This is a genomic window from Acinetobacter sp. CFCC 11171 (genome assembly GCF_003268405.1).
Taxonomy (GTDB): Bacteria; Pseudomonadota; Gammaproteobacteria; order Pseudomonadales; family Moraxellaceae; genus Acinetobacter; species Acinetobacter amyesii.
In genome coordinates, this window is sequence record NZ_LQXP01000016.1 from 1 (window position 1) to 20181 (window position 20181).

26 protein-coding genes are annotated in these 20181 nt (G+C 40.1%); 9 read left to right on the forward strand and 17 right to left on the reverse strand.

Going from position 1 to position 20181, the window contains the following annotated elements; genetic code table 11:
- Positions 1 to 113: 113 nt before the first annotated feature.
- The 7 genes from AVJ20_RS09160 to AVJ20_RS09190 form a co-directional block, all read right to left on the reverse strand.
- Positions 114 to 524, reverse strand: coding sequence for a roadblock/LC7 domain-containing protein (locus tag AVJ20_RS09160; RefSeq protein ID WP_111884989.1), 411 nt, complete (start codon positions 522 to 524; stop codon positions 114 to 116).
- Positions 525 to 534: 10 nt separating this feature from the next.
- Positions 535 to 1080, reverse strand: coding sequence for a GTP-binding protein (locus AVJ20_RS09165; protein ID WP_111884990.1), 546 nt, complete (start codon positions 1078 to 1080; stop codon positions 535 to 537).
- A gap of 15 nt (positions 1081 to 1095) precedes the next feature.
- Positions 1096 to 2070 (reverse strand): hypothetical protein, encoded by a 975-nt coding sequence (locus AVJ20_RS09170; RefSeq protein WP_111884991.1) that lies wholly within the window; start codon positions 2068 to 2070, stop codon positions 1096 to 1098.
- Positions 2071 to 2156: 86 nt separating this feature from the next.
- A complete protein-coding gene (locus tag AVJ20_RS09175; protein WP_111884992.1) occupies positions 2157 to 2516 on the reverse strand; it encodes a roadblock/LC7 domain-containing protein in 360 nt (119 codons plus the stop codon).
- Between the two features lie 427 nt (positions 2517 to 2943).
- On the reverse strand, positions 2944 to 3585 hold the full coding sequence (locus tag AVJ20_RS09180) for a hypothetical protein (protein WP_111884993.1): 642 nt from the start codon (positions 3583 to 3585) through the stop codon (positions 2944 to 2946).
- 18 nt (positions 3586 to 3603) lie between these two features.
- On the reverse strand, positions 3604 to 4032 hold the full coding sequence (locus AVJ20_RS09185; protein ID WP_078194278.1) for a ClpXP protease specificity-enhancing factor: 429 nt from the start codon (positions 4030 to 4032) through the stop codon (positions 3604 to 3606).
- 27 nt (positions 4033 to 4059) lie between these two features.
- Positions 4060 to 4713 (reverse strand): glutathione S-transferase N-terminal domain-containing protein, encoded by a 654-nt coding sequence (locus AVJ20_RS09190; RefSeq protein ID WP_111884994.1) that lies wholly within the window; start codon positions 4711 to 4713, stop codon positions 4060 to 4062.
- A gap of 164 nt (positions 4714 to 4877) precedes the next feature.
- On the opposite strand from AVJ20_RS09190, the gene AVJ20_RS09195 reads away from it, so the two are divergent.
- Positions 4878 to 5123: a hypothetical protein gene (locus tag AVJ20_RS09195; RefSeq protein ID WP_111884995.1), complete on the forward strand. Its 246-nt coding sequence runs from the start codon at positions 4878 to 4880 to the stop codon at positions 5121 to 5123.
- Positions 5124 to 5183: 60 nt separating this feature from the next.
- Here AVJ20_RS09195 and rpsI read toward each other — a convergent pair whose 3' ends face one another.
- Together rpsI and rplM are read right to left on the reverse strand one after the other, a co-directional pair.
- Positions 5184 to 5570: a 30S ribosomal protein S9 gene (rpsI, locus tag AVJ20_RS09200; RefSeq protein ID WP_078190115.1), complete on the reverse strand. Its 387-nt coding sequence runs from the start codon at positions 5568 to 5570 to the stop codon at positions 5184 to 5186.
- A gap of 12 nt (positions 5571 to 5582) precedes the next feature.
- Positions 5583 to 6011 carry a 50S ribosomal protein L13 gene (gene rplM / locus AVJ20_RS09205; RefSeq protein WP_004722943.1) on the reverse strand — a complete coding sequence of 143 codons (429 nt, stop codon included), beginning with the start codon at positions 6009 to 6011 and terminating at the stop codon, positions 5583 to 5585.
- A 191-nt stretch (positions 6012 to 6202) separates the two neighbouring features.
- Here rplM and AVJ20_RS09210 point away from each other — a divergent pair, with 191 nt between their 5' ends.
- The 6 genes from AVJ20_RS09210 (at position 6203) to AVJ20_RS09230 (ending at position 10230) form a co-directional block, all read left to right on the forward strand.
- Positions 6203 to 6583, forward strand: a complete 381-nt coding sequence (locus tag AVJ20_RS09210) for a hypothetical protein (protein ID WP_111884996.1) — start codon at positions 6203 to 6205, stop codon at positions 6581 to 6583.
- A 90-nt stretch (positions 6584 to 6673) separates the two neighbouring features.
- Positions 6674 to 7657 (forward strand): 4-hydroxythreonine-4-phosphate dehydrogenase PdxA, encoded by a 984-nt coding sequence (gene pdxA / locus AVJ20_RS09215; protein ID WP_111884997.1) that lies wholly within the window; start codon positions 6674 to 6676, stop codon positions 7655 to 7657.
- 21 nt (positions 7658 to 7678) lie between these two features.
- On the forward strand, positions 7679 to 7942 hold the full coding sequence (locus AVJ20_RS18350) for a hypothetical protein (protein ID WP_162689755.1): 264 nt from the start codon (positions 7679 to 7681) through the stop codon (positions 7940 to 7942).
- A complete protein-coding gene (locus AVJ20_RS09220) occupies positions 7897 to 8535 on the forward strand; it encodes a pilus assembly protein PilJ (RefSeq protein ID WP_111884998.1) in 639 nt (212 codons plus the stop codon). Before AVJ20_RS18350 ends, AVJ20_RS09220 begins: the two co-directional genes overlap by 46 nt.
- Before the next feature lie 30 nt (positions 8536 to 8565).
- Entirely contained in the window at positions 8566 to 9378 is an 813-nt protein-coding gene (gene rsmA, locus AVJ20_RS09225) for a 16S rRNA (adenine(1518)-N(6)/adenine(1519)-N(6))-dimethyltransferase RsmA (protein WP_078190111.1), read from the forward strand.
- 6 nt (positions 9379 to 9384) lie between these two features.
- Complete coding sequence (locus tag AVJ20_RS09230) at positions 9385 to 10230, forward strand: symmetrical bis(5'-nucleosyl)-tetraphosphatase (RefSeq protein WP_078194272.1); 846 nt, start codon at positions 9385 to 9387, stop codon at positions 10228 to 10230.
- Between the two features lie 52 nt (positions 10231 to 10282).
- On the opposite strand, the gene AVJ20_RS09235 is transcribed toward AVJ20_RS09230, so the two are convergent.
- The 6 genes from AVJ20_RS09235 to hflX form a co-directional block, all read right to left on the reverse strand.
- On the reverse strand, positions 10283 to 10729 hold the full coding sequence (locus AVJ20_RS09235) for a DUF2147 domain-containing protein (RefSeq protein ID WP_078194271.1): 447 nt from the start codon (positions 10727 to 10729) through the stop codon (positions 10283 to 10285).
- Positions 10730 to 10869: 140 nt separating this feature from the next.
- On the reverse strand, positions 10870 to 11319 hold the full coding sequence (locus tag AVJ20_RS09240) for a DUF2147 domain-containing protein (RefSeq protein ID WP_078190108.1): 450 nt from the start codon (positions 11317 to 11319) through the stop codon (positions 10870 to 10872).
- 60 nt (positions 11320 to 11379) lie between these two features.
- Positions 11380 to 11832, reverse strand: a complete 453-nt coding sequence (locus tag AVJ20_RS09245) for a DUF2147 domain-containing protein (protein WP_111884999.1) — start codon at positions 11830 to 11832, stop codon at positions 11380 to 11382.
- Between the two features lie 248 nt (positions 11833 to 12080).
- Positions 12081 to 12755: an LrgB family protein gene (locus tag AVJ20_RS09250; RefSeq protein ID WP_111885000.1), complete on the reverse strand. Its 675-nt coding sequence runs from the start codon at positions 12753 to 12755 to the stop codon at positions 12081 to 12083.
- A 10-nt stretch (positions 12756 to 12765) separates the two neighbouring features.
- Positions 12766 to 13137: a hypothetical protein gene (locus AVJ20_RS09255; RefSeq protein WP_078194269.1), complete on the reverse strand. Its 372-nt coding sequence runs from the start codon at positions 13135 to 13137 to the stop codon at positions 12766 to 12768.
- Between the two features lie 43 nt (positions 13138 to 13180).
- Entirely contained in the window at positions 13181 to 14515 is a 1335-nt protein-coding gene (gene hflX, locus AVJ20_RS09260) for a ribosome rescue GTPase HflX (protein ID WP_111885001.1), read from the reverse strand.
- Between the two features lie 410 nt (positions 14516 to 14925).
- Between hflX and AVJ20_RS09265 the strand changes: the two genes are divergently transcribed.
- On the forward strand, positions 14926 to 15747 hold the full coding sequence (locus AVJ20_RS09265) for a lysophospholipid acyltransferase family protein (protein ID WP_111885036.1): 822 nt from the start codon (positions 14926 to 14928) through the stop codon (positions 15745 to 15747).
- 48 nt (positions 15748 to 15795) lie between these two features.
- On the opposite strand, the gene AVJ20_RS09270 is transcribed toward AVJ20_RS09265, so the two are convergent.
- Positions 15796 to 17415: a phospholipase D family protein gene (locus AVJ20_RS09270; RefSeq protein WP_322872482.1), complete on the reverse strand. Its 1620-nt coding sequence runs from the start codon at positions 17413 to 17415 to the stop codon at positions 15796 to 15798.
- A 104-nt stretch (positions 17416 to 17519) separates the two neighbouring features.
- On the opposite strand from AVJ20_RS09270, the gene AVJ20_RS09275 reads away from it, so the two are divergent.
- On the forward strand, positions 17520 to 18530 hold the full coding sequence (locus tag AVJ20_RS09275; RefSeq protein WP_078190102.1) for a metallophosphoesterase: 1011 nt from the start codon (positions 17520 to 17522) through the stop codon (positions 18528 to 18530).
- Between the two features lie 291 nt (positions 18531 to 18821).
- Here AVJ20_RS09275 and AVJ20_RS09280 read toward each other — a convergent pair whose 3' ends face one another.
- A complete protein-coding gene (locus tag AVJ20_RS09280; protein WP_111885003.1) occupies positions 18822 to 20135 on the reverse strand; it encodes an MFS transporter in 1314 nt (437 codons plus the stop codon).
- Between the last annotated feature and the right edge of the window lie 46 nt (positions 20136 to 20181).

A 20181-nucleotide genomic window follows, 5' to 3' on the forward strand; every position in this document is an offset into this window, starting at 1 on the left:
GGGAAAAGAAAAAAAGAAGAATAGAATAGGAAAATGAATAAGTTAAAGTGACGAATAAATGAATATTTCTGCCTCAAATATAAAGTTAATAGTCTTCAATATTTCTATAAAGTTTATTGATCCGCTGAAATAATTGATTGCGTTGCAGCTTTAAGCATATATAAGACTTGGCCTAATAAAATGTCCTTATCTGTCAATGCTACAATAATCATGGGATGATTTTGTGCAGCAACAGATGTGAGTATCGCTTTTCCATTTTCGGCATCTAAGGTTATATTTTGACAACCGACCAAATGAATTTCTTTAATAAATGCTGACACCATTGCAAGGATAGAGCTGCTAACCGCAGCTAACTTGCTATTGTTATATTGCCCACGTTTGTAAACACTTGTTAGCTCAAATCCATCTGTTGAACACACCATGATGAAATGAACGCCTCGTGCATTGTTAATAATATTATTTATTTGTTCACGGGCATGTTGTATTAACTCATTCGAAGCGGTGCGTTTTGTGACATTAAACATGTTTTGCTCCTTATGCACTGATATAGTGATTTACTTCGATTGAGGTAATTAAAGCTTCAAGAAGCAGTAAAACGTCAGATTTTTTGCGACAGTCGATAAAGAATAGGGGCGAATATAAGTCCTGACTAATTAGCCAATCCTTATAGATAGCGGTATTTGTCGAACTGGTGATTTCATCTGTATGGGTAATTCCAATGGCTATGTTATCTGTATAGTTTTGGAAGGTTTCTAAATAGCTTTCGAGTTCACTTAGGGGATCATTAACATTATGATCAATCAAAATAATTGCACCGATTGCGCCTTGACAAATCACAGGCCAAATAAAATCAAAACGACTTTGTCCAGGGGTACCATATAAACCTATTTTTAAACCATCTTCTAAGGTCACTTCTCCGTAGTCGATACCCACTGTGGTTTCGAGTTTTTGATGGCTGGTTTGGTCAGTGTTAAGCGCTTCAGTAAGTAAAACAGGGATATCCGAAAGTGAACGGATCGCTTCAGTTTTTCCAGCACCCATAGAACCAGCAAAGACAATTTTATATTGCTGAAGAATCATGTTTGATGTCCTATTCTAAAATCCAAATTTACGGCGTAACTTACGAAAGAAGTTTTGTACAAAGTTCTTTTCTTCTGTTGGTTCATGCTTTTCGGGTGGTGTGTAGTGTTTATCCCAAAGATTTATTTTTTTTATATTCAGTGATGCCATATTCGCAGCAATGAACTGTCGAACAGTGCTGAGGGGAATATCATACTGTTCTGCAATAGTTGATATCTTTGCACCCTGGATAAAACATGCAGAAAGTTGAAAAATTTGTTTATGAGATAAATGTTCAGCAGGTTTTGGCCAGCTTAAAATTCGAAAATGACCATCTTCAGGAACTGTTTGGTAAAAATTCGGAGTTTGCCAAAATAGATTCCATATCCAGTCTTGAAGGATGACGGGGTGTTTTCGACTTACATGGGTCATATCTTCAATTGATGCGAAATCATATTTAAAACTAGCATCTGTGTGTTGAAGTTGACGCTCGAGGTTGAGCCAAGCTATATTTTGCGCGGTATCGATTACCGCTATTGTGCCTAGATCATCATATAGGTGTAATTTTTCATGATTATCTTCTGCATACATTTTTTTGAAGTAATCATCCTCCAAATTAAAATCGCTAAAGCTCTGGATTTGATCATGTTGAGCATGCTCAATGGATTCGTTAAGGTCATTATGGTTGACGAGATGTTTATCAATCCATTGATTGAGCTCTTGATTGTCGTCCACGGGAAGGAACAGCGTATTGTTTCTGACACGCCCTGATTGTTGGTTGTCTTTCGAGATCTTGAGCCAAGGTAAAGCGCGGCGCGTTAATATTTTTTGAATTCCTTCGGTGTCAAAAAAACGCTCATGAATAAATAAGCAATCGAGATTCATATCAGATGCACTTTTCCATTGGATATTAAAGTGCTGTGGAAAAATTGCGTAAAGCTGATGTTTGAGTTGATCTGAATCATGAATACTTAATCCAGCAATGCCGATATTGATATATTGCTTATTCATGGTGTTCCTCGACTAATTTTATTCAAATCTGTAAAACATTTTGGGAATAAAAAACCCTCTTATTGGTATAGGAGGGTTGGGTGAAATTAAGCAAAATCTAAACTTTTTTCATAAGTTTTTAATTCGTGTCGAGCCATGGCTAGGTTTGCTTTGGCACGATCAAGTACTAAATATAAGAATACGGATTCATTATTTTCCAGTGGACGAATTAAGTGATACTGCTTTCCTAAGGTAATTAAAATATCGACAATGTGATCATCTAAATTGAGTGACTGAGCAACACGTCTTTTGGAGCGAACCACTTCAGTATTTCCAGCAGCTGCTAATTCTAAATCAATATCTCCACCGCCTTGTGTCGCCATAGCTAGGCCACTTTCACCGTCTACCAGTGCCGCTGCATAAAAACCGTCGATTGTTGTGAGTGATTCTAATGAAACTTTAGCCATTTTTATGCCCCTCTTTTAGGTTATACATGATTATTATTTGTAGATATTTAGGTAATTAAACTAGCGTTTTTAACTACATAATTTAATTATAGGAAGCGTAAGGGGCATTGCAATAAAATTAATTTTTTGCTTTAAAAGGATAATATTTTCTAAATATAGCGTTAAGTTTTTGGATTTAAAAAATGTGATTTAATTTACTGTATATATTTTTTTATGTGTATTCGGACTTCATTTTTGATATAAATTTTACCAAAAATTCAAATGTAATATTTTGTAAATGGTGTGACAAAAACCAATTTTTGCAGAATAAAGCTGACCGATTTACATAAAGAAAACAAAAAGTGATCTAAAGGCGTGTAATTTAGAATATTCAATTTAAAAAAACCTGCTTAAAAAGCAGGTCATTGATTTAGACAAATGAAGCTACTTAAGAAAAAATATTACAAGCTGCAGATGCCAAAATCCATAAAATCACCACTGCAACAATAGGCTCTACAATTTTTGACCAAGTTGGAACTTGTACTTCAGTTGTCACATCTTCTTGAGTATGTTGTTGATTAACCATTTGATTGAACTCCTTCATTGATGCTTCTAATGATATCTCTTCTTGCAGATTTGGTTTAGAACCAAGAAGCTCTGTTAGGTTGTTTGTTGACCAAACCCAATCATCCGCTTGACCAGAAAGGTGTTCAATTTGTCCATTGAGTAATTCTTGAATGCTTTGTGGTGAGTGTGAGCCGGTATCATGAAGTTGCTTTAATTCATTTAATTGTAAATGAAAAATTTCAGTTGTTAGGTGTTCAAGTTCAGAGCGTTCTAATATTGATGCATTCGATGGATTGGTGGTCAGATGGCGTGAAACTTCTTGAATATAGAGTTCATCAGGATGAGTAATTTCTTGATAAACCTTTTGAGTATTATTGCGGAGCTGATGAATCAATTCACCTAAAGTTAATGCATTAATTTCACGTATATGTTGACGTTTTTCTTCACGATTTAAATGACTTAAAAGCGTAGGCTTTTGAGATTCTATTTGTTCGACAAAATATTGTACTAAATCAAAAGCCATTATTCGCTTCCTTATTCTTTAATCGAGCAACCTTAAACCTGGTTTTTTCTTCGGCTGCTCTTGTTGTTCTTGGTCGTTTGATTTTAAAGCATTTTGATCATTCTGAATACCTTCATATTCTTGAGGATCGAAGAACATGCCTTGACCATTTTCACGTGCATAGATACCTAGAACAGCAGAAAAGGGGATATAGAGGTTTTGCGAAACGCCACCAAAGCGTGCAGAGAAAGTAATCGTCTCATTGCTCATGTGTAGCGCATGCGTTGCATGAGGTGCGATATTCAGGACAATTTGGCCATCTTGGATATATTGAACTGGCACCATCGTACCATTCTGTGTCGCATCGACAAGTAGGTACGGTGTAAGTTGATTGTCACAAATCCATTCATAAAGTGCCCGTGTTAAGTATGGACGCGTTGGAGTGAGTTGTAGTTCTTGTTCAGACATAATGCTTACTCGAATATTTACGGGAAATTAATTTTTTGCTAAAAGCTCGCTATAGCGATTTTTTTCCTGCAATGTCATCGATTTGATAAATGCAGGACGGCTAAAGATGCGTTGGCAATAGAGAAATATAGGGCGGCATTGCTGTTTGGGAAGCTCAATCCCCATGGCTTTTAGGCGCAGAAATACAGGTGCGAGCATACAGTCTAACATGCTAAATTGTTCAGACATAAAATAAGGATAATGCTGAAACAAGGGGGTTAGTGAAATGAGTGTATCACGTAATTGTTTTTGTGCTTTTTGCTTGGCTTTTTCATCGAGGGTATCGGGATGGCGAAGCATAATATCGGCAAGTCTTAACCAATCTTGTTCGAAGCGCCATACATATTGACGTTGCTCTGCACGAGGCATGGGTGCATCTGCATACAGTTTATTTTGACGATATCGGTCATCCAGATATTCGGCAATAATACTGCTGTTATAGAGTTTTAGGCCATTTTCAATCATCATCGGAAGTTGATTGTAGGGATTTAAACTCGCAAGATCTTCGTCTTCATCATCAGCAATAATTAAATTATGTTTGATTTGCTTCTCTGCAAGTACATAGCGTATCCAGTGTGAGCGAAAGTCATCCGCATGACTGTAAAGCGTAATTCCTTGGAGAGGTGCATTTTCGACTGACATAATCCGAGACGTTGAGAAATGAATAAGATAGGATACTAAAATTAGACAGTAAAATCACGGAGACTTTAGCAATATCAATGCAGCTACAGTGAAAATTACAGTTTTGTTTTATTTGATTTTATCTGATAGCTTTTCATGTCATTCATTTACCTGATCGTCACCGCATGATAACCATTGCACTTGTACAAAAAATATTATTTTTCGCTGCAGTTATTTTTATGGGCGTTGGCTTTTATACGGCACTCGCTGGAGGTTATGCCTCTGATTATGGAGCAGAGGATGATAGCCTAGAACAAAAAAGCAAAATGACCATTTGTACAATTACACTAACACTGTCGGTTATATGCTTAATTGCGAGTTTTAGTCTTTTTGTTTATCGGATCGTTATTCTATTTGCATCATCTTCATAAAAATTAAGACATAAAAAACTTGGCATAAGCCAAGGTTTTTTGTCCGATTCGGTAAACGAATTAACGTTTAGAGAATTGAGGACGTTTACGAGCTTTACGTAAACCAAGTTTCTTACGTTCAACTTCACGAGCATCACGAGTAACGAAACCAGCTTGACGAAGAGCAGGTTTAAGAGTTTCGTCAGAAGCAATCAATGCACGAGTAATACCGTGACGGATAGCGCCTGCTTGACCACCGATACCACCACCAGCAACAGTGATGTAAAGGTCATATTTCTCAGTAGCTTCTAAAAGCTCAAGTGGTTGATTAACAACCATACGAGCAGTTTCACGACCGAAATATTGTTCTAAAGAACGGTTGTTGATTACGAGTTTACCAGTACCAGCTGATAGGAAAACACGTGCAGTTGCGGTCTTACGGCGACCTGTACCATAGTTAGTAGCCATGTGCTGTATCCCTTAGATGTCCAAAACTTGTGGCTGTTGAGCAGTATGTGGATGCTCAGTACCAGCGTACACTTTCATTTTCTTGATCATTGCATAACCAAGAGGACCTTTTGGCAACATGCCTTTTACAGCACGTTCGAAGATTTCTTCTGGTTTGTGAGCAACTAATTTTTCGAAATTAGTTTCACGAATACCACCAGGGAAACCAGTGTGGCGATAATATTTCTTATCAAGTGATTTTTTACCAGTCACTTGAACTTGCTCAGCATTGATAACAACGATGTAGTCACCAGTGTCAACGTGAGGAGTATAAGAAGTTTTGTGCTTACCGCGTAAACGACGAGCGATTTCAGTCGCAAGGCGACCTAAAGTTTTGCCAGAAGCATCAACAACGTACCAGTCGTGTTGAACTTCAGCTGGCTTAGCGCTGAGAGTTTTCATTAAACCACTACCTATTATAGTTGGTTTGGACTATGGAAGCTGTCCAAACAAAAGGAGACGCGATTCTATACGAATACGTGAAGAATCACAAATGAAAATATAAAATTTCAAGCGCTGTATTGTAGTATATTTCTTCAGCAATAAACAGCAGATAATCCAGAAATTATAAAAAAAGCGGATGAAAGTAAATCATGTTGAATTCTAATCTGTTAAAAAACACATCTGAACCCTCATTTTGGCGGCAATGGTTGCAATTAATGGGCTTATGTAGCGCCTTGGTTTTAAGCCCAACTTTTTTGTATTTGGTGTATTTGCACGGGGCGGATGGTGCGATCATCGTTTTGTTAATGATGCTCACTTTATTTTTCCTTAGTTATTTATTGGTTTATCTGTTGATTGGATTATTGCTTCTGGGTGGTATGTCTTTTTGGCTGATAACGAAGTACCCGCAACATGTGTCAGCCGTTCAGCGCGGCATTGTAATTCTTATTGCATTGATTTGGATCATTGGCATTTCAGGTTTTGCTTTCGATTTCATTCCATACAATGTCGCACAACGCGCTTATTTTTGAGTTTTAGTCCGATATTTTTAATCAATAAAATTAGGTCTGTCATGTGCATCACACAGTATAATAATGCTATTGCACACACAGGATAGACCCATGCTGCCTTTATATATCACGAGCGGTGAACCCGCAGGTATCGGACCTGATATTTGTTTGAGCTTAGCCAATCGAATAGATGAAAGGCCACTTGTGGTTCTTATTGATAAAGATTTGCTGCTCAAGCGTGCTCAACAGTTAAAGCTCGAAGTTGAACTGATTGACTATGTTGGGCAGGAGGGTTCGGCAGCTCTAGGTCAGCTTTATGTGGAACATGTACCTGTAACAACACCTGTTATTGCAGGTCAGTTAGATGTGAATAATGCAGCCTATGTGTTGGAACAATTACGTCGTTCTGCAGATTATGCGATGTCTGGCAAAAGTGTAGGTGTTGCAACTGCACCTGTGCAAAAGTCGATTATCAATGATGCCGGTATCCATTTCAGCGGACATACGGAGTTTTATCAAGAATTTGCAGGCGTTGATCGTGTCGTGATGATGCTTGCGACCAAAACGCTCCGTGTCGCATTGGCAACTACACATTTACCGCTTCGTGATGTAGCCGATGCCATTACTCAAGAACGTTTGCATCAAGTCATTGATATTGTAATTCATGATTTAAAAACTAAATTTAAAAAAGATCATCCGCATATTTTAGTCTGCGGTCTAAACCCACATGCGGGTGAAGATGGCTATTTGGGCATGGAGGAGATTGAAGTGATCAATCCGGTGCTTGAGCGTTATCGCGCTCAAGGAGTGAATATGAGCCTGAGCTTACCTGCCGATACCTTATTTACCCCTGAAAATTTAAAAGATGCCGATGCAGTTTTGGCGATGTATCACGATCAGGGCTTGCCTGTGTTAAAGTCGCAGGGCTTTGGCGAAGCCATCAATATCACTTTGGGCTTGCCGTTTATTCGGACTTCAGTGGATCACGGCACAGCACTGTCACTGGCTGGAACTGGTCTTGCTAAAAGTTCGAGTTTACAGGTGGCGGTTGATTTGGCTTTAGAATTAGCACGTGCGAAAAATAACGAAACTTAATAATAAAGGTTTGAATTTTATATGAATAATAGTAAAAAATTATCAAAAATAAAACAGGAAAATAACAAGATGCTTAGGGCGAAATCGATCATTCGCCCATTTTTTGGGATTGCGTTAGCGTTGATGCTGTCAGCATGCTCAACGCTCGCTACAGATCATCATTCTTGTGAATTAAAAGTATTATCGTTGCAAATTCCAAAACAGACGGAAGGATTTATACGTTTTGCATCACCGGCTGCGTGGATGGCTTTAAACATAATCAGCAAAAATTTAATCAAGCGCTGACTGCGGTGCATAAAAAATATGCGAATCGTGATGGTGCTGATAAAATGCTTCAAGATGGACAGGCAATCAATGCTAATATTGATCTGCTTGTACAGCATCAAAATAGCCTGAGTGCGCTATATGAATCTCAACTTCTTGTAAGTGAAACCATTCCGGGTATTCAAGCTGAATATAACATTCTGGCTGATATGATGACTAGAGTAAACAATTCAGCTATTCAAGCAATGATTGCCAAAAATCAAGTCTATATTGCGGGACGAATGTTGAGTTCTTTGCTGAAGTTAACTGATGTGAATTCTATTCATCCAGACGATTTAGATGACTTTTTAGCAGATTTTGAAACTTTCAATATTTATTTGAAGGCTCAACTGAATGGTAATCCCGAACTGGGTGTAGAGCGCGTAAACAATGCTGAAATGCGTGAAAGTTTGCTCTCCATTCAGGCTGAAACTGAAGAAATGATGAAATCTGAAACAATGGCTTTGTTGCAACAAAGAGAGCCATTGCTCAGTGTAATTAACGCGGCTCGGGATAATGTGACCAAGTCCGAAGAAATTTTTGCTCGCTTGAGTGAATTTGAATCAAGTCAGTAATCGTTGTAATAAACCTATGCGGAGAATTTTATGTATCAAATTAATGCCCTAAACCCAAAAGATGAAGGGCATCACACGCGTAAGCGGTTTGGACAGAATTTCTTACATGATCAACGTGTTATTGCCAAAATTGTACGTTCGGTAAATCCGCGTACTGGTGACAATATTGTCGAAATTGGTCCCGGTCTTGCTGCGCTTACATCGCCTTTAATTGGTGAATGCGATGCTTTAACTGTGGTTGAGCTGGACCGTGACTTAGCCGCAGGTTTGCCGGGCCGTGTGCCGCATCCCGAGCGCTTGACCATTGTTGAAACCGACGCGCTGAAATATGACTTTACCGAGCTGTTTGCCGAAGGCCGTCCACTGCGTGTGGTTGGCAACTTGCCGTATAACATCTCGACACCGCTGCTGTTCCATCTCTTGGAGTTTGGCGACAAAGTCAAAGACATGCACTTTATGCTGCAAAAAGAAGTCGTGGACCGTATTACCGCTTCACCGAATACTAAAGAATACGGCCGTTTATCGGTGATGATCCAATACTTCTGTAAACCGACGTTTTTATTTGAAGTGCCGCCGGGTTCGTTTAATCCGCCGCCAAAAGTCACCTCTGCGGTATTCCGTTTAGAGCCTTATGCCGTTAAACCGATTGTGGCGAAAGATGAAAAAGCGCTTGCGCGTTTGGTTTCACATGTCTTTACTCAACGCCGTAAGACGTTACGCAACAGCTTAAAAGGCATGCTGGTTGAAGATGGTTTTGAAAATGCAGGGGTTGATCCAATGGCGCGTCCAGAAACCCTAACACTTGCAGAATTTGTCGCATTAGCAGATCAAATGGTGGCTTAAATAATTATGACTCGCAATATTCGCTATAACTATGTCATTGGTGATGTTCAAGGCTGTTTTGAAGCATTAAAAGCTTTACTGAAAGAGATCAAGTTTGATGCAGACCAAGATTTTATATGGTTTGCCGGTGATCTCGTCGCACGGGGTGAAAACTCGGTAGGCGCTTTGCGGTTCATCAAAAAATTAGTGGATAGTGAAGTTGCGGCGACGGTACTGGGCAATCATGATCTGACTTTGCTGGCATGCGCTCGTGGTATTAAGGATATCAATCCTAAAGACAATATCGATGATGTGATTCACGCTTTAGAAAGTGATGATTTGATCGATTGGTTGCGCAAGCAGCCGCTGTGTCTATTTCCGAATGAGCAAACCATTTTGACCCATGCAGGCATTCCTTTGAATTGGACTGCGCAGCAAACCGCAGACTTGGCAAAAGAGGTGGAAGCGGTGATTGGTCATGACGACTTTGATGTGGTTGATGCGTTTCTTCAAGTGATGTACGGTAAAGAGCCGAACCTATGGACGGATGATTTGTCTGGTCATGCGCGCTTACGCTGTATTACCAACTATTTGACCCGCATGCGCTTAACCGATGCAGAAGGCCGTTTAGAGTTTAGTTTTAAAGATTCACTCGATGACCCTATGCCGAAGGGTTTTAAGCCATGGTTTGAGTTTGAGTCACAAGCAGCTCAGACCCATCAAATTCTTTTTGGTCATTGGGCTGCTTTACAAGGAAAAAGCATTTCAGCAAAAATCCAAAATGTGGATGGCGGATGTGTCTGGGGCAATCAGTTGATGGCCTATCGTTTAGAAGATCAGCACATGTTTGCTGTCGATAATCCTGTAATGTAAGTATTTAAAAATAAAAAAGCCGCATTGATGCGGCTTTTTATTGGTGTGAGGATTAGTCTAAACGAATCCAAGTTTGGTTACGACCTAAGACTGAAACGCCAATACTTGCACGGATCGAAATACGTTTTCCTGTGCTGTTTAAGCGCACTTTAGCATCATAAACTTTGCCAGAAAGAGGGTCGATAATACGACCTTTTTCATAATTATTTGTATTATTAATTTGCTTTAAACCTTTAACAATTTCCATGCCGAGAATCGGTTGGTTGGTATAAGGTGCAGGGCACTTATTGCAGTTTTTTTGCGGTGTATAGCCCGGGCGTGGCGTAATTTTAATAATTTTACCGGTATAGGTATTATTGGATTCTTTGTGAATCGAAATAATCGCTTTGGCCGCTCCTGTTTTATCGTCAATTTGTTGCCACGTGCCAGCAATGTCATTTGCAAATGCACCATTCATCAATCCGAATGTGCAAAGGCTGAATAATATTTTTTTAAACATAATCGCTTTTCCCCTAGAAGCGTGATTTATGAGCACGTATGTTAGAAAGTTTACGAGAATAGTCAACTTTATTTTTAAAATAATTTGAATATCTTAGGCATAAAAAAACCGCCATGTTGGCGGTTTTTATAACACTGAGCTTACTCTTGGCGAATCCAAGTTTGACTACGACCGAGTGCTGAAACACCCATATAGCCACGCAGCGTGAGACGTTTTCCGCTGGCATTTAAGCGAACTTTTGTGTCGTAAATTTTGCCAGAAAGTGGGTCAATAATACGGCCTTTGTCGTAATTATTGGTCCCTTCAACATGTTTTAAACCAGTTAACACATCAAGGCCTAAAATCGGTTTGTTTTTATAAGGTGCAGGGCAGTTTACACAGGTGTCACGTGGCGTATAGCCCGGACGCGGCGTCACTTTGATGATTTTACCCACGAATGTGCCATTACTTTCTTTACGGATTTCAATAATGGCTTTTTGTGAACCAGTTTTATCATCAATTTGTTGCCAAGTCCCTGAAAGGTCTTGAGCAAAAGCTGAACCACTCATTACAGCAGCTAAGAATAAGAGGCTCACTTTTAATTTTTTCATCAGATATTCCCTGTAGGTGGTTCACCTATATCAAATCAATTAACTGAATAAATTCAAAATTTATTCAGCGCGAATCCATGTCTGTGTACGACCAATCGCGGAAATCCCCAGATATCCACGTAAATGTAAGCGCTTACCATTGGCAGAAATTTTGCCTTTTAAGCTGTAAATTTTGCCTGCTAAAGGATCAATAATTTTTCCTTGAGAGTAGGTATTTTCACTTTCAAGTTTCAGCCCCTTAAATACATCCATCCCTAAAATAGGCTGGTTGGTATAAGGTGCAGGGCAATTCACACATTTTTCCTTTGGTGTATAACCCGGACGTGGCGTCACTTTCACAATTTTGCCGGTATAGGTGTCTTTGGCATCTTTTCGAATTTCGATCAGTGCTTTAGGCGAACCGGTTTTATCGTCAATTTGTTGCCAAGTCCCTGTAAGATCTTGAGCATAAAGTGCAGAGCTTGTTACTACAGCACCGAATAATGCAGCCCATTTCAAACTTTTTTCGATCATATTAATAATCCTTTATCAATACACTTTGTGAGGGTTTATTGATCATACTAGGTAATATCTGAACTTAGAGCAACTACTCTAAGCATAAATATTTACATTTTATTCGGGAAAGTTGACATGTTGCACAAAAGTGCCTTTACCAAAAATGTAACATCCACAGCACATCGTTCAATGTGTTGTGGTGTACCCTAGAATTTATATTAAGTTTATTTTTTATACAAAACAATCATTTAAAAGTGATTGCTCAGTCACATATTTTGTAGATAGAGTATGAAAGTTGGCAACCAGATTGCTGTGAATACTGCATTTACCGCCATGCCAAATGCCGCATAGCGCCCAGCAATGCTGCCGCGCTGCCAAGCTTGAGCTGTGCCAATCGCATGTGCAGCAAGTCCTAAGGCGAGTCCTGATGCACGTTCATCATGAATATTTTTGAGTATGATGGGTGAAAATGCTGCGCCAATCACCCCTGATAAAATCACAATCAAAATCACCAAAGGAATCGGGGAATGCAGCAGCGTGGCAATGTTGATGGCAATAGGGGTGGTCACTGCCCGTGTAGCAAAAGCCATAATGGTTGGATCTGACAAATGCAGCAAATAAGCCAGACCCATAGGGAGGGCAGCGGCACTGATACTGGCAAAGACTAAAATCCCGCCCACGGCTTTTAAAGGCAAGTCATCGTAGCGCATCGCTGCTAAAGGAATAGCCAAGGCCACTGTGACATAGCCGAGTAAGTTATTGAACAGTGGATTGACCTGTGCCATATAACTTTCATAGGAAATGCCAAAAAGATAGAGCATACCAATGACGAAAAACATCCCAATCACAATCACGGGGATTTGCGGTAATTTTTTATTAATAGGTTTTGCGACAAGATAGGCGATCAGGGTAATGATGAATCCAGAGATGATTGAAAGCATGTTGATTCTCCTATAGCCATTTCTTAGACATTTTTGCGTAGACCCACAGCGGTATGAGGGTGCTGACAAAGAGAACAATCAAAAACATCGGAATTTCATCGCCTAAATGCATCATCATTAGCAATGAGCCTGCACTAATGGGTAAGAAGGCAAAGGCACTTTCTTTCATGATTTTATTATTGGTATCGACCAAACTGGCTGGAATTTTGTTGAATTTTCTCCAAAATGAAAGCACGATCAAGAGGGCAATCAAACCGACTAGATTGCCTAATTCTGGGTGATTGAATTGCTTCATGACCCAGACCGCGCCTTCACGGAAAATAATAATTAATGCAATAGTGCCTATCCAGGCTTTCCAGTCGATGCGCTTGATCCAGTCCATTTTTGTCTTTCGTTAAAATTATACTAATCAAGTTTTAACCGATTTAGTCTTTAATTTCAAATTCTTCAAGTGGACGTTGAAATTGTTGCGCACGCGTTCCCAAAATTTCTTCGATGGGTAAATGCGCCTGTTTAATCAGTTGTTCTAACTTATGCGGGGCAATGATGACATGCAAAATTAAGTTGCCTTGTTCATCATAACTTTCATTTTGGATCACATTGAGCGCATACAGTTGTGTTCTTAATTTGCCATAAGCCGGTTTTAGACGGACTTCAAAGCTTTGAATCTGTCCCATTAAGCATTCTTGAACCGCTTGGCGTAATAAGGGAAGACCTTTACCACTATGTGCTGAGACATAAACACGTTCCGGCTGATGCGGCTTGCCATAGATGATTTTAGGATCTTCGCCACTGACATCAATTTTGTTATAAACGCGCAGAATCGGAACATCTACACCAATTTCTTTCAATACTTTTTCGACAGCCTCGATTTGTTCCATCATGTCAGGGCTGCTGGAGTCAATGACATGTAACAATAAGGTCGCCTCCAACGTTTCTTCTAAGGTGGCTTTAAACGACTCGACCAGTGAGTGCGATAAATTACGCACAAAACCTACGGTATCGGCGAGCACTAAGTTGCCGATACCATCCCAATGTAGGCGGCGTAAGGTCGGATCAAGTGTCGCAAACAGTTGGTCAGCTGCATAGACATCGCTTTTCGCTAAATTATTAAATAAGGTCGATTTACCCGCATTGGTATAACCCACCAATGACACGGTCGGAACAGCAGCTTTTTGACGTGCCACACGACCTTGCATACGTGTTTGGCGGACTTTCTCAAGTTTCGCTTTGAGTTGCCCCATACGTAGCTTGAGTAGACGACGGTCAGTTTCCAGCAGCGTTTCACCTGGTCCACGTAGGCCGATCCCGCCTTTTTGGCTATCGAGATCGCCACGACTACGAATCAGTCGTGAAGCCATATGTTGTAATTGGGCCAATTCAACTTGCAATTTACCTTCATAGGTACGTGCGCGTTGGGCAAAAATATCTAAAATTAATTCTGTACGATCGACCACACGACAACGCATGATGCGTTCAAGATTACGTGCTTGGGCAGGGGTGAGAGCATGGTCAAAGATGACCAATTCGGCTTCATATTCTGCGACTACTTCTGCAATTTCTTCAGCTTTCCCTGAGCCGATAAATAATTTGGCATCAGGCTTAATACGCTGAGCATGCACATGTTGCAAAATATTGGCACCTGCAGATTGAGCAAGTAAGTGGAATTCTTCGGCATCAAGGTCTGCAAGCATTTGTACTGCCACACTGACTAAAATTACGCGTTCACCGCTCGCTTGATGTTGATTTAAATTTTCCACTCAGCACACACTCCTGTTTAAAGATTCATTTTAGGCGAAAATGCAGTGCGAGGGTTAATCTAAGTGAGGGATTAATGGCTAAGTTCTGTATGTCGTGCTATTCAATTAGAGAAAGCTTCGAAAGCTCAGCGCCAATAAGAAAAGCACACTCACATATATCAATGAAAAACCAGCAATGGCTTTTAACGCTTGCCATGAAGAAATAGGGGGATTGTCTGAATATGAATGATTCATAATTTTAACCTTTAAAACCGATATAAAAATAATATTTGATTTTTAAAAACGATTAAAATGGGAAAATATTATCTTCGACTTCGGTTTTTATGATCAATGCAAAAAAACTGTCTTCGGTATATGATGATGAAAATTTACGCCAAATTGTGGCACCGTGTCCTTTTAGTGAACCGTTTATGAATCAACCTCAAATCGTCAATACACCGCAAATTAATGTGTTTTCAAAATTTTATTTGTATTGTAAAAAAGTCGGTGCAGCAGCTGTTGCCGTGACGCAGGGTTTTTATTTGGTTTATCGTCATCAATTGTATAAAGACCCGAATAACCCGCAAAATACCCGCTATGTGCAGTATTTTTGTCGCAAGTTATGCAAAGTATTTAATCTTGAAGTCAAAGTGCATGGCGAAATTCCACGTCAACCAGCCCTTTGGGTAAGTAATCATATTTCATGGTTAGATGTGGCAGTTTTGGGTTCTGGCGTACGTGTTTTCTTTTTGGCGAAAGCTGAGATTGAAAAATGGCCAGTGCTGGGTAATTTGGCGAAAGGCGGTGGCACCTTATTTATTAAGCGTGGCTCTGGCGACTCGATTAAAATTAAAGAACAAATTACGGGCTTCTTAAAACAAGATACGCCGGTACTCTTTTTCCCAGAAGCCACCACTTCAGATGGCAGCAAAATTAAAAAAATTCATGGTCGTATTTTAGGTGCGGCAATTGAAGCCGAACGTCCAGTCCAAATTTGCTTAATTTGCTATGTGAATCAGGACGGTGAACTCGATAATATTGCGCCCTATGTCGGAGACATTAGCTTTGATCGACATGTCAAAAATGTCTTAGAAATGCCGAAAGTCACAGCGCATCTGATGACATTGCCCGCAATTGATTCGGCAGGTCATACTGTTGACAGTCTGACACAAGAAGTGCAGCAAAAAATGAATCAGGGATTGGCAGAACTTCAAGCCAAAGTCCTTAAAGCGCCAGTTCCAGTTGAAGCTTAATGAATTAGTGATACATGCTGCAAGGGGGATGCCTTTGCAGCACAATCCTTACATAAAGCCTTCGAGCGGCAACCAAGAGATAAATTTCACCCCTGCTTTTTGCCACCACTTGATTTTCGGTTCACGTGGATAAATACGCGTTTGACCATTTGACAGCTTAATTTTCCAATTGATCTGTTGGTCTGCATTGAGCACTAACTTATAGGCATATTTACTTAAATTTTCATCCATGGTGTAGTGGACCGCTTTGGCTAAGCGTGGGCTATTCAGTAATACTCCAATTTCAGTATTTAAATATGCTGAACGTGGATCAAAGTTAAATGAGCCGATAAAGACTTGTTTTTCATCAATTGCCATCAGTTTGGCATGCAGACTCGAACGGCTTAAACCTTTTAGACTAACTTTAGATTTTTCCGCCAACTCTTTGGTATTGGTGTTGAGGTTTTCTGCATCAGGTCTAGAGAGAAATTCATAGAGTTGAACGTCGTGTTCCAAGAGATCTTGGCGATATTTGCTATAAAAAGCATGAACTAATGGTACGTCATTGGCCTGGAATGAGTTGGTCAAGACTCTGACTTTTACGCCATCTGCACGAAGGTCTTTTAGGCGTTCAGCCCCTTTTTTTTCGGGGACAAAGTAGGCTGAAACGATATCGACACTTTGTTCCGGTTTATCTAAACGGTTGAGGAGCTGAAAGTTGAGGTGCTCTTCTTTTTTGGCTTTAGATTTGATTTTGCTCGGGGAATCTTTGACCACTTCGGCTTTGACCCAGTCAAATTGGATTTTATTGTTGAGCCAGTCATCAAAGGCATGTGAACGGTTAGCTAAGTCCAAATAATTGACCACAGTGGCTTCTTGGTTATAGTCATCGAGTTGTTGTTTGAGACTGTCAAAGCGCAAACTATAGTGGCGTGGATTGACCAATTGACGTACTGGAAAGGCATAATCATCATTCCAATATTCGTCAAAAGAATGGATGATTTCATCGGATGCCGCACCGACCAGCATGACGTCAACATCGGAAAATTGATAATTATCACTGACGTTATAGTATTGGTTACTCATATTGCGACCACCAATCAATGCGATTTGATTGTCTGCAATAAAGCTTTTGTTGTGCATACGACGGTTGATGCGTTTTAGATCCAGTACCATATCGACAGGGCGGAAATGTCGGAAGCGGTACGGGTTATACAGTTTGACATCAATATTGGCATGTTGGTCGAGTGCCATATAAATGCCTTCCATTTTTTTGGCATTGTTGTCATCGACCAATAAACGAATTTTCACCCCACGATCTGCAGCTTTGATCATGGCATGCAGGGCCAAAGCACCAATTTTGTCGTTATCCCAAATATAGTATTGTAGATCTAAACTTTTTTCGGCTTTATTGATCAGTTCGATTCGAGCCGCTAAGGCTTCTAATGGGTCATATAGAACATGATAACCAGTTAAGTTAGGATTTTGTTCCCGTAACGGCAGCACAATTTTAGCAAGGCTAGTATCGTCAGTGGGAGTATTAAAGGCATATTCCACAGGTTGAGTTTGCTGTTTAGGCAAGGTACTACATGCAGATAAAGTCAAAACAAGGCTACAACTCAGCAAAACCACCTTAGTGTGGTTATGTATGAAGGACAAATTTTGCTGTTTCAGTGTAGCTGAGTTCATACTGTTAGACATACTAAAAAATTTGATTTGAGTATAAGTGTCAGCTGTGAAAAGATAAATATAGTGACCGAGTTTTCTCGTTAGGCAAATTGTAGAGCAAATGTATGTGGGAATTAGATTCCGTAGTGATGTATTTTTATATCGGGCTGGCTGTGCTGGGCGTTTGGGCAATATCCCAAGCTTGGTTAAGCCAGTCGCGCACGGAAACGATTCATCCGTTTAAAGCCTTCGTACATTTGTTGGCGTTTTATCTCTCGTATTTACTTATCCCTTTATTCTTCTTTAGCTTTTATGCAGGCTGGAGTGGCTATTATTCACTACATGAAGCAATTTTTGTCGGTGCTGTTACGGGGCTTTTGTGCTATGCCCGATTTATCGAGCCGCACATGATTCAGGTGAAAAAATGTCAATATCAATTGCATGAAACACGACAATTATTAAAGCCTGTACGCATTGCCTTAATTGGTGATTTACACATTGGTTTATTTTCGGGCCATGAACGTCAGTTAAAAATGATCGTCGATAAAATCAATGCACAAAATCCTGATTTGGTCGTGGTTGCAGGGGATTGGACTTACGAGCCAGAAAATAAGTTAGCTGAAGAGCTGGCCGTACTAAAAAAAATTATTGCTCCGATTTATTCGGTGAATGGTAATCATGATGAGCAATATCCCGGTCCGCCTATTCAAGAGTTGTTAAAGCATGCATTAGAAAGTAATCATGTGGTGGATATCGAAGGGCAGGTGGTTGAGTTTAATGAGTTTCGCTTATTAGGCGTTGGGGACTTATGGGCTGGTAAAGCCGATATGCGCTATTTGCCAGAATTGCCACAAGATAAACCTTGGATCATTTTGTCGCATAATCCAGATACCGTTGATATGGTACCTAAACTGCCAGGACGACCATTGATGTTGTCGGGTCATACACATGGTGGACAAGTGGAATTGCCATGGTTGACCGATTATGTAATGAAAAAAGTGTCGATTTTAGGTCATAAAAAAGGGCTATATCAGCATGACAATGCAGATGTCTTTGTCACTGTTGGTACGGGCATGGTTGGGGTACCTTTCCGTTTTCTTGTGCCACCGACCATTGATATTATCGAGTTGGTTTAATCAAAAACTACCGTTCATTATCGCTAAACGGTTTGGTGACTGTACCTCTTGATGTAGAGCTACAGGCCTTGTTTGGTTAATAAAATTGAATCGTGCCATTCATTTGCTGTTTGAAATTAAGTGAATGACCGTGTATTGGAACAGATGATGTGTATTGCTCAGTTGGATCTAAGCTGCATTCATGAATAAAATCGAAATGATGTCAACTATAGAGTAGCTAATCAGGTCATTGACTCAATTTGAGACATAAAAAAGCCAGCAATAGGCGCTGGCTTTTTTATTATGTGCAGATTAAACCTGATTATTCACATCATCATTTTTGGTTTCGCGAATCATTAAGAACGCGATCAATGAAAGGATTGATGCTGCAGTTAGATAGTAACCTACTGCATATAAACCATAGCCAGTTGCAAGTTTAGTTGCGATCAATGGCGCGAAAGATGCACCAAAAATACCAGCCATGTTAAAGGTTAAAGCTGAACCTGTGTAACGTACAGACGTTGGGAAGATTTCAGACAATACCGTACCAATTGGACCATAGGTTAAACCCATGATCGCAAGACCGATACATAGGAATAAGAACACCATCGCAGTACTGCCAGACTCAAGCATGCTTGAGAAGACTAAGCCAAACAATGCAGATACAACACATACCGCAATCGAAGTCGTTTTACGACCAAATTTTTCAGCAAATACAGCAGAAAGTGGAATGAAGGCAGCGAAACAAAGTGTGGCAACCAGTTGAAGTTTTAAAAATTCTTCACGTGTGTAACCAAGCTGAGTTGTACCCCATTGTAAAGCGAATACTGTGGTTAAGTAGAACACAACGAATGTACAAATCGCAGCAATCGTACCGAGAATTAACATTCCCCAGTGCTTAGTGATCACTTCTTTGAACGGAATATTTACTTCTTTTTGCTTATCCAAAACTTTTTGGAATGCTGGTGTTTCATGTAGTTTTAAACGAATCCACAGACCGACAATAACCAATAGCGCACTTGCAATGAATGGAATACGCCAACCCCATTGCATAAACTCAGCTTCAGACATGAAGTGACCTAAGGTCAAGAATGAGCCTGTTGCAAGAATAAAGCCGATTGGCGCACCTAATTGAGGGAACATACCATACCAAGCACGTTTGCCTTCTGGCGCATTTTCAGTTGCAAGTAGCACGGCACCTGACCATTCACCACCTAAACCCAGACCTTGACCTAAGCGACAAAGTGCAAGCATGAGCGGAGCAGCGATACCAATTTGAGCATAGGTTGGAAGCAAGCCGATACATACTGTCGAAATCCCCATGGTGAGGAGAGCGGCAACTAATGTGGCTTTACGACCGATACGGTCACCTAAATGGCCAAAGAATGCTGCGCCAATCGGGCGAGCAATAAAGGCAATCGCAAACGTTGCTAAAGATTGAATTGTTGCAGTTGTTGGATCTGTACTTGCAGGGAAGAACAGATGCGGGAAGATAATTACAGCCGCAGTTGCATAGATGTAGAAATCGAAGAACTCGATTGTGGTACCTACAAGACTTGCTGTAAGTACGCGGAATTTTGAATTTGTTGGTTGCTGTTCAGTGGCAGCAGCACTTGAAGACGCCATGGTGGACCTTACACTTACTAAAAATAATTGAACTTAGTTTTAAAAG